The sequence below is a fragment of the Streptomyces sp. NPDC048411 genome, from assembly GCF_040704695.1.
Lineage (GTDB): Bacteria > Actinomycetota > Actinomycetes > Streptomycetales > Streptomycetaceae > Streptomyces.
In genome coordinates, this window is record NZ_JBEZKL010000229.1 from 1 (window position 1) to 6,734 (window position 6,734).

The 6,734-nt window shown below is 66.1% G+C and carries 6 protein-coding genes and 3 pseudogenes; 6 read left to right on the forward strand and 3 right to left on the reverse strand.

Annotated features, from left to right (window positions below):
* Positions 1-78: pseudogene (locus AB0915_RS37600) on the forward strand (dihydroneopterin aldolase); the annotation flags it as partial.
* A 19-nt stretch (positions 79-97) separates the two neighbouring features.
* Here AB0915_RS37600 and AB0915_RS37605 read toward each other — a convergent pair.
* Positions 98-244: pseudogene (locus AB0915_RS37605) on the reverse strand (IS6 family transposase); the annotation flags it as partial.
* A 60-nt stretch (positions 245-304) separates the two neighbouring features.
* A pseudogene (locus tag AB0915_RS37610) lies at positions 305-478 on the reverse strand (LysR family transcriptional regulator); the annotation flags it as partial.
* A 447-nt stretch (positions 479-925) separates the two neighbouring features.
* Here AB0915_RS37610 and AB0915_RS37615 point away from each other — a divergent pair.
* From AB0915_RS37615 to AB0915_RS37630, 4 genes are all read left to right on the forward strand, one after another.
* Positions 926-2,038 carry an ABC transporter substrate-binding protein gene (locus tag AB0915_RS37615; protein ID WP_366695683.1) on the forward strand — a complete coding sequence of 371 codons (1,113 nt, stop codon included), beginning with the start codon at positions 926-928 and terminating at the stop codon, positions 2,036-2,038.
* Positions 2,039-2,348: 310 nt separating this feature from the next.
* Complete coding sequence (locus AB0915_RS37620; RefSeq protein ID WP_366695685.1) at positions 2,349-3,272, forward strand: IS5 family transposase; 924 nt, start codon at positions 2,349-2,351, stop codon at positions 3,270-3,272.
* On the forward strand, positions 3,269-3,499 hold the full coding sequence (locus AB0915_RS37625) for an NADAR family protein (protein WP_366695687.1): 231 nt from the start codon (positions 3,269-3,271) through the stop codon (positions 3,497-3,499). Before AB0915_RS37620 ends, AB0915_RS37625 begins: the two co-directional genes overlap by 4 nt.
* Before the next feature lie 45 nt (positions 3,500-3,544).
* Positions 3,545-4,618: an integrase core domain-containing protein gene (locus AB0915_RS37630; protein ID WP_366695689.1), complete on the forward strand. Its 1,074-nt coding sequence runs from the start codon at positions 3,545-3,547 to the stop codon at positions 4,616-4,618.
* A gap of 494 nt (positions 4,619-5,112) precedes the next feature.
* Here the strand turns inward: AB0915_RS37630 and AB0915_RS37635 are convergent, their stop codons facing one another.
* Positions 5,113-5,490 carry a hypothetical protein gene (locus AB0915_RS37635; protein WP_366695691.1) on the reverse strand — a complete coding sequence of 126 codons (378 nt, stop codon included), beginning with the start codon at positions 5,488-5,490 and terminating at the stop codon, positions 5,113-5,115.
* Positions 5,491-5,755: 265 nt separating this feature from the next.
* Here AB0915_RS37635 and AB0915_RS37640 point away from each other — a divergent pair, with 265 nt between their 5' ends.
* Positions 5,756-6,610, forward strand: coding sequence for a GNAT family N-acetyltransferase (locus tag AB0915_RS37640; protein ID WP_366695693.1), 855 nt, complete (start codon positions 5,756-5,758; stop codon positions 6,608-6,610).
* Positions 6,611-6,734 lie beyond the last annotated feature (124 nt).

A 6,734-nucleotide genomic window follows, 5' to 3' on the forward strand; every position in this document is an offset into this window, starting at 1 on the left:
GTGCAGGGAGAGCCGGTCGATCTGATCGAGACACTCGCAGAGCGCATCGCCCAGAAGTGCCTGGGACACGAAGGCGTCGAGGCGTACGAGACGATCCGCCGCGCTTCAGCATGAGTTCCTCGACCTCACGGAAACTGAGGGGGAACCGGAAGTACAGCCACACGCAGTGCGAGATCACCTCGACCGGATACCGGTACCCCTTGTACTACGGCGACCCGTCCCCCACGAACAACCCCTCCACCATGATCAACCCGAAGATCATCTCACCCCGTCAGTCAACGTGACAGCGCCCGTGTGCGGCATCAGTAGGAACCACCCCTTGAGGCGTTCGCAGAAACAGCGGCTGCCCCAAACTCTTTTCCAGGTTCCGCACATTTCCGGTTACCGCTGGTTGGTAAATTCCCAAGTCCTGGGCTGCCTTGGTGAAGGAGCCCGCACGGTATACGGCCAAACAGGTACGCAAGAACGTCAAGTCCATAGCACTCCAAAGAGATCACCCCAACGGCACCACATGCCGCAGGCATGGACAGCCCCCGGAGCGCCCCCGCACAGGAACTAGAGTGCTCACCGTGCGTGATGATCTGCGCCCAGTCCGTCCTATCCAGTAGAGATCATCAATGCATAGTCGCGCCACGTCAAGATCGACCGAAAGCCGCTGCGCACATGTTGAGATAGACACTGGGAGTCGACTTAGACAACGAAATCCGAAGCTTACCGGGCGTCAACGCGACGGATTCACTTGACAGTTGACGTGAGCTCAGGCACGATCCAACTCGTGGCCAGCCGCGACGGGGCAGGTCGTCTCTTGCATGGACAGGTGACCGAGAGTGGTCATCACACGGCTGTTGGAGAACAACTGTCGGTCGTGGCCACTCTGCGATCCGGGCACACCGCAACCGATTCGTCACACGGGAGACGCCAACGCATGAATGCGCCACCATCGCTACCCGGTGCGGAGCAGACTGACGGGTCATCCGTCCAGATCGGCGCTCTCGTTCCGCTCAGTCGGCCTGGCTGGGTCGAGGCAGGCCAACACTTGCTCGCTGGACTGGAGCTGGCCGTTCGCGAAGTCAATGACGCCGGCGGGATCGTCGGAAGACCACTCGAGCTGGTGGTCCGAGACACCGCGGCTGATCCGCAGAGGGCCGCGGCGGCCGTAGATGAATTGGCTCGCCTGGGCGTGGCTGCCTTGGCGGGGGAGTATCACAGCGTCGTTGCTCGCGCCGCTGCCGCCAGGGCCGACGCCCTCGGCCTGCCGTTCCTCTGCTCGTCAGCGGTTCTCGACGCACTCACCGAACAGCCAACGGAATGGGTCGCGCGCCTCGCCCCGCCGCAGTCCCACGGCTGGCAGGTCTACGCAGACTTCCTCCTCGGCGCGGGCCACAGCCGAATCGCCGTAGCAGCCCAGCCGAGTGTTTACTGGGCATCTGGGACCCGCATTCTGCGGGACTACCTCGTTCCTCGCGGCGGCACCGTCGTCGAACTCGACATGAGCGCGCTCACCCCCGCGGCCGTGTGCGACGAACTCGTCGACCATCGCGCGACAGCCCTCCTTCTTCTGGTCGGCCACCCGGAGCCGGCCGTGCCGATCGTCAAGTCCGTCCGCCGCGACCAGCGCCTCGCCGAGATCATGATTGGTGCTCCGGCCGGACAGCCGGAGTTCGCCGAATGGGCGACGCTGCTGGGCGACGACAGCGCCGCGATCCCGTTCTTGCGCTACCTGCCCGAGTGCCTCAGCCCACTCGGTGCACGAGTCGAGACGGCCCTCCGCGAGCGGCTGGCCGAAGCGCCCTCCTTCGTCGCCTTCGAGGGCTATGACACGATTGCCGTCATCGCCGATGTGCTGCGTTCTCACGGCGCGGACCGGGCGCGCACTGCCGAATCCTGGGCGCGCGTTGCAGTCGAAGGCACCCGCGGGCAGATTCAGTTCTCCCGCAGACCAGGCATCGGCGTGTGGCAATGGGCTTGTACGCCCATCCAAGTCGTTGATCGAGATCCGGCGGAACCCGATCGCTTTCGGATCCTTCACGCCAGCTGAGAGAGCTGTGATTCGGGGGTTCGTAGTTGGTGTGGTGGGCGTGGTTTGAGCGGGGATGTTGGGGGTTTTCTGAGAAGGGGATGGGTGCTTCCGGGGCGCTGGAGGTGGTGATGACTGGGCGTCTGGCCTGCGGTTGTTCGGGATTCGTTGATAACGGTGATGTGGTGTTGGTGATGGCTTCCGGCATCTAAGTGCCCGTGAACAAACTGATCGTCGAGGGCGGGTGGGAATCGGCGAAGTGATGTGCACGGCCAGGACCTCTTGGTAGCAACTGCGGTGTCGAAGCCCAGTCGCGCCAAGAGTTCCTGTCATGCCGTTGTACGCCCCTGCCGCCCCTGCTGTCGCCCCGAATGGGCAAGCCGACTGCCCGTGCCTGGCCTGCCGGTTCGGTCACGGCCGCCGCCATCCGACCCGACCACGCCGCTACACCTCGGACACCACGGACGCGGAGTGGCAGGTCATCGCGGCGGTGCTGCCGTGGCCGGCATGGCTGGACGGCAACGGCGGGCGGCCGGAGGAGTACTGCCGCCGGCTGATCGTGGATGCGATCTTCTACGTCGCGGACAACGGCAACAAGTGGCGCAACCTGCCGGGCGACTTCCCGCACTGGCGCACGGTGCACGCGGTCTTCACCCGGTGGTGGCAGGACGGAAGCGTCGACGCCATCCACAATGACCTGCGCGACGAGGTCCGCCGGTCCGAGGGCCGGGACACCGACCCGACCGCCGCGATCATCGACTCGCAGTCGGTACGCGCCGCGGAGACGGTCGGCGCCGACAGCCGCGGGTACGACGCGGGCAAGAAGGTGGCAGACCGCAAGCGCCACGTGATCGTGGACACGATCGGCCTGCTCCTGGTCGTCATGGTCACCAGCGCGAGCGTGCAGGACCGCGACGGAGCCCGCCCCGCACTGGCGCACCTGCGCGACCTCTTCGAATCAATCAGTCTGGTCTGGGCCGACGGCGGCTACGCCGGGAAACTCGTCACCTGGGCCAAGAAGAAGCTCCAGCTCACGATTGAGATCGTCAAACGCAATGACGACGCCAAGGGCTTCGTGGTAGTGCCACGCAGGTGGGTGGTGGAGCGCACGCTGTCGTGGATCTTCCAGCGCCGCCGCTGCGTACGCGACTACGAACGGTTACCCGAGCACCATGAAGCCATGGTCAAGTGGTCCATGATCATGCTGATGTCACGACGCCTGGCGGGCACGAAGGACGCCAAACACCGGAAATGATCAGTTTGTTCACGGGCTCTGACAGAAGCAGAATCCGGGATGCGGCCTCCGGCAGAGAGGCACATGACCTGGGTGGCCAGGCAACGCACCGGAGTGACTGGCCTAACGTTCGGCTCGCGGTCATGGCAGAGCTCCTTCGCGCGAAGTTCACTCAGCACCCTGAACTCGCCCAGGTCCTCGTTTCCACAGGGGACTGTAGGGTGCCAAAACTAGCGCGTAGCCTCTGATCAGGGCCTTTGCAGTTCAAGGCGATCACGGCATGCTCGGACTGCATGGCGTTGCGCGTGCTCTACCTGATCTTCATCCGGCTTCTCGGACTGCTCCTGCTGCTGTCACGCTCGGAGGAGGCCAAGGACATTGAGCTCCTCGCGCTGCGCCACGAGAACGCGGTGCTGCGCCGCCAACTCGGTACCCGGCCGGACCTGACGTGGCCGGACCGCGCGGTACTCGCCGCCCTCGCCCGGCACCTGCCGGCCAGACTGCGTCGCCACCGCCTGGTCACCCCCGGCACCCTGCTGTCCTGGCACCGCCGACTGCTGCGCTGGAAGTGGAAACAGAAACCCGCGCGGACCGGACGCCCGCCGGTCTCCGAGGAACTCACCGCCCTCATCCTGCGCCTGGCCCGCGAAAACCCGACGTGGGGCTACACCCGCATCCAGGGCGAACTGCGACGCCTCGGCCACCGCGTCGGAGCCTCCACCATCCGCCGCATCCTCCGCAGCGCCGGCCTCACCCCCGCACCCCGCCGAAACCCGGGCACTCCGACCTGGCGCGATTTCCTACACGCCCAAGCCTCCGGCCTGCTCGCCGCCGATTTCTTCCACGTCGACACGGTGACCCTGAGACGGCTGTACGTGTTCTACGTCCTGGAAATCGGCACCCGCACTGTGCACATCCTCGGTGTCACCGCCCACCCCACCGCGGCCTGGGCCACCCAGCTCGCCCGCAACCTCCTCGCCGACCTCGGTGACCGCGCCTCCGGCTTCCGCTCCCTGTTGCGCGACCGCGCCAGCCGCTACACTCAGGCCTTCGACGCGGTCTTCACCGCCGACGACATCGAAATCCTGAAGAGTGCGCCGCAGACGCCGCGGATGAACGCCCACGCGGAGAGGGTCATACGCACGGTCAGGGTCGAATGCACCGACCGGCTGCTGATCTACAACGAGCAACACCTACGGCACGTCCTCGCCGAGTACGCCCAGCACTACAACACCGGACGACCCCATCGGGCCCTGCAGCTCCGCGCTCCAGTCGACGACCCCGACGTCATCCCCTTCCCCGCACAGCGCATCCAACGGCACGACGTCCTCAGCGGACTCATTCACGAGTACCGCGACACCGCCTGAGGAAGATCAGCGAAGTTGACGAACGCGCAGGTCAGCGCATGTGCAGGGCTTTTGGAACCCTACAGGCGTTCCCCCGCCGGCACTGCGCTCCCTCGCCTCCTACTGGAGGTCCAAGCCACCGCGAGCGGGCGCTGGGGCGTGTGCATGCTGGCAACCGCAGGGGCGATCATTCCGCAACCAGCCGATCATCCGTCAAGAATTTCGCACCAGAGTCGCGCAACGTACACGAGCTGTCCGTCATCACCGCCAGCATGATCGACGCCGAGCCCGAGCAGCGGCAACTGTTCGCCGAGGAGCCCGAGCCGACGTCCGTGGCAGCAAAAGGAGGGCCGCCTCGCACTTCCTCAGGGAGTCAACCGTGGACGGCGGGCGGGCCCCATGGCGGCATAAGGAGGGCCGCCCCCGAGCAGGTGCCAGTTTCGAGCGCGGCCAGCTCGTCGAGCGTCCCGACGACGAGTCAGGAGGTGATGCTCAAGTCCCGTAGTTCACTGTCGTCACTCGATCCAACGGGCAGCGGCCTCGTAGGTAGTGGCTGGGGTCCTGTTGAACGCGATGGCCGCATCGGGTGCGTGCCGCCGAACCAGGTTGATTACTTGCTCGAAGAGTTCAACCTGATCGTCTGAGTGCCGCAGGCCACCGCCGACGGTGACGCACTCCCACGGATGGGCTCGCAGCGCATTCCCGACGACCGCATCCACGTCGTCACTTCCATCAAGGCCGATTAGGCAGGTCTCGACGCCCACGCCATGTTCGGCGAACTTGGTCAGTCCCGCCTCGATCGCCTTGGCTACCGGCTCCGGATCCCACGGCCCAGGCACCCGATACGGATCAAGCCCAATGACGAGGACGCGGGGTGAAGCAGTGGTGTCCATGCCTCGACGATACGGGTCGAACGCCCCGCGAATCAGGAGGTGATGCTCAAGTCGCGTGACACGCCGATCCACAGGTCTTGACGATTCCTCAGCGCGCGGGGGGTGTGGAGTAATTGTCAAATCCTGCGGATCGGTTGATGTCCCCTCTCAGCTTCCTGGTCAAACCGGCCCGGTACCGGTGACGACACGCGAGCCGGACTGGTCGCCGCCCGTCTCGGGCTTTTTCGCAGGCGGTGCTGCACCACCCCGTGATGGGATGCGTCCCATGAGCCAGCCGTCCCTGCGTGACCGCATCGAGCAGTACTACGCCACCGTGCCGCTGCTGTTCGCCGAAGCCGAGATGTTCGGCTCCTTTCACCTTTTCGTACGAAAGGAGGTAGGTGCCCCGTACTACGGCGGCCCGAGCCATGCCCGCCCCACCTCGGCAGGCGGCCCGGTGACGCCCTCTGCGGCCGACATCGAGCTGGTACGCGCCCGGCAGCGCGAGCTCGGCGTGCCGGAGGCCTTCGAGTGGCTCTCTGAGGTAACGCCGTTGTTGCGTGGCCGTGCCGAGGCAGCGGGTCTCCCGGTGGCCGAACGCCCGCTGATGATCCTCGATCCACTCCATCAACTGCCCCCGCAGCCCCTTCCAGATGGCGTCACGATCCGGGTTGTGGATGCCGACGATTCGGCACTGCCCGCCGTACTCGCTCTTCCCGGAGTGGCGTTCGCAGACCGGGGCACGGCAGTGGGGTTGGCGGGCCGCGCGGAGTTGGAGGCAGCGGCCGAAGAGCTCAAGGCGGACGGCACAGCCGCATCGACCTGCCCCTCTCTCCGAGCCGGCCACAAAACGCTCGTCGCCGCCTTCGCCCCGGACGGCACCCCGCTTGCCGCGGGCCACTACCACCCAGCGAATGGCACCACCGAGATCGGCGGAATCGGTACCCTCCCCGCTGCCCGCCGCCAGGGTCTAGGCGCCGCCGTCATGACGGCCCTGGCCTCCCATGCCCGCGACCATGGCGTGCGTACCGTCTTCCTGGCCTACGCCGATGAGGCCATCGCGCGCATCTATGCCCGACTGGGCTTCCGCCCGGCCGGCACTACCCTGCTGATCGCCAACCAACCGGCCCGTGGCCAGTAGGGCCGGGTACTGGAAACTTCAGTCACCACGGCGTTGTCACGTTGTTGGGTGTGTGGGTGTCTGACGGTGTGTTGAGGTGTGGTGGGGCCGGGTGCCGGCCCTGGGCTCAGGCTGCGGCAGGCCG